Below are 2008 nucleotides of genomic sequence, written 5' to 3' on the forward strand. Positions count from 1 at the left end.
ACCGGGCCAGGCAGCGCGTCGAGGTCCGGCGCCCATGGCTGGTCCGGGTCGTTTCTTCATGGGTCAGGGCCCGGCGGAGAAGTCGATGGACTTCTCCGGGTCGGGCCACCGGCTGCTCGGTCTGCTGCGCCCGCAGCGCCACCTGTTCGTCGTGGCCATCGGGCTGGCGACGGTGAGCGTCGGGTTCACCGTGCTCGGCCCACGGTTGCTCGGGCATGCCACCGACCTGGTGTTCGCCGGGATCTTCAGCCGGCGGCTGCCGGCCGGCACGTCCAAGGCGCAGGCCGTCGCGCAGTTGCGCGCCACCGGCCACGGAACCCAGGCTGACCTGCTCTCCTCGCTCGACGTCACGCCGGGTCATGGGATGGACTTCGCAGCGATCGGCTCCGTGCTGATGTGGGTGCTCGTCGTCTACGCGCTGGCGGGGCTGTGCGGCGTCGTGCAGGCCCGGCTGGTGAATGTGGCCTTGCAGCGGGTACTCGGCGGGCTACGCGGGGAGGTGCAGCTTAAGATCTCCCGGCTGCCGTTGCGCTACTTCGATCACCAGACGCGGGGTGAGGTGCTCAGCCGGGTCACCAACGACATCGACAACCTCGGGCAGAGCCTGTCGCAGAGCCTGTCGCAGGTCATCGTATCGCTGCTGACCATCGTCGGCGTGCTGTCGATGATGCTCTGGATCTCCTGGATTCTGGCGTTGATCGCGCTGGTCACGGTGCCAATATCGATCATAATCGCAGCGCGGATCGGGAAGTTCGCGAAGCCGCAGTTCGTCGCCCAGTGGAAGATCACTGGTCGGCTCAACGCGCACATCGAGGAGATGTACACCGGGCACGCACTGGTTCGGGCTTTCGGCCGGCAGGAGGAGTCCGCGCAGCTCTTCCGTGACCACAACGAGCGGCTCTTTACCGCCAGCTGGCGCGCCCAGTCCATCTCCGGGCTCATGCAACCGGCGATGATGTTCATCGGGAACCTCAACTACGTGCTGGTGGCGGTCGTCGGTGGGCTGCGGGTCGCCTCCGGCGCGCTGTCGATTGGTGACGTACAGGCGTTCGTCCAGTACTCCCGGCAGTTCAGCCAGCCGCTGTCCCAGGTCGCGAGTATGGCGAACCTGGTGCAGTCCGGGGTGGCCTCCGCGGAGCGGGTGTTCGACCTGCTTGACGCAGCCGAGCAGAAACCCGACCCGGTCACGGCCGCGCACCCGGACCGGCTGCATGGCCGCGTCACCTTCGAGCACGTCATGTTCCGTTACGAGCCGGACCAGCCGCTGATCGAGGATCTGTCGCTGACCGCGGAACCCGGTCACACCGTCGCGATCGTCGGCCCGACCGGTGCCGGCAAGACCACCCTGATCAACCTGCTGATGCGGTTCTACGACGTCACCGGCGGTCGGATCACCTTGGACGGGGTCGACATCGCCACGATGTCACGGGAGGAACTGCGGGCAAGCATCGGCATGGTGTTGCAGGACACCTGGCTGTTCGGCGGCACCATCGCGGAGAACATCGCCTACGGCGCCGAGGGTGCCACCCGGGAGCAGATCGTGGCCGCCGCGACTGCCGCGCACGTCGACCGGTTCGTGCACACCCTGCCGGCCGGCTACGACACAGTGCTCGACGACGAGGGCGCCGGTGTCAGCGGCGGGGAGAAGCAGCTGATCACCATCGCCCGGGCGTTCCTCGCGGAGCCGCTGATCCTGGTCCTGGACGAGGCCACCAGCTCGGTGGACACCCGCACCGAGGTACTGATCCAGCAGGCCATGTCGACCCTGCGGGCGGGGCGGACCGCGTTCGTGATCGCGCACCGGCTGTCCACGATCCGGGACGCGCACACCATCCTGGTGATGGAGAACGGCGCGATCGTCGAACAGGGCAGTCACGCCGAGCTGCTCACGGCCGACGGCGCTTATGCGCGGCTGTACCGGGCCCAGTTCGCGCAGGCGGTCGCCGAGGTCTGACCCGGACGGCCCGAGCCCCTCGCCTTCGGACCCGTTTCTTGATCCACGCCCCTA

Annotated in this window: 1 protein-coding gene; it reads left to right on the forward strand. The window is 67.9% G+C overall.

Going from position 1 to position 2008, the window contains the following annotated elements; all coding sequences use genetic code 11:
* Nucleotides 1–1954, forward strand: a 1954-nt coding sequence (locus U9980_RS04415) for an ABC transporter ATP-binding protein (protein ID WP_416210151.1), incomplete at its 5' end; no start/stop codon positions are given.
* Nucleotides 1955–2008: the final 54 nt, after the last annotated feature.

The organism is Protofrankia sp. Cr1 (genome assembly GCF_963555865.1).
Lineage (GTDB): Bacteria > Actinomycetota > Actinomycetes > Frankiales > Frankiaceae > Protofrankia.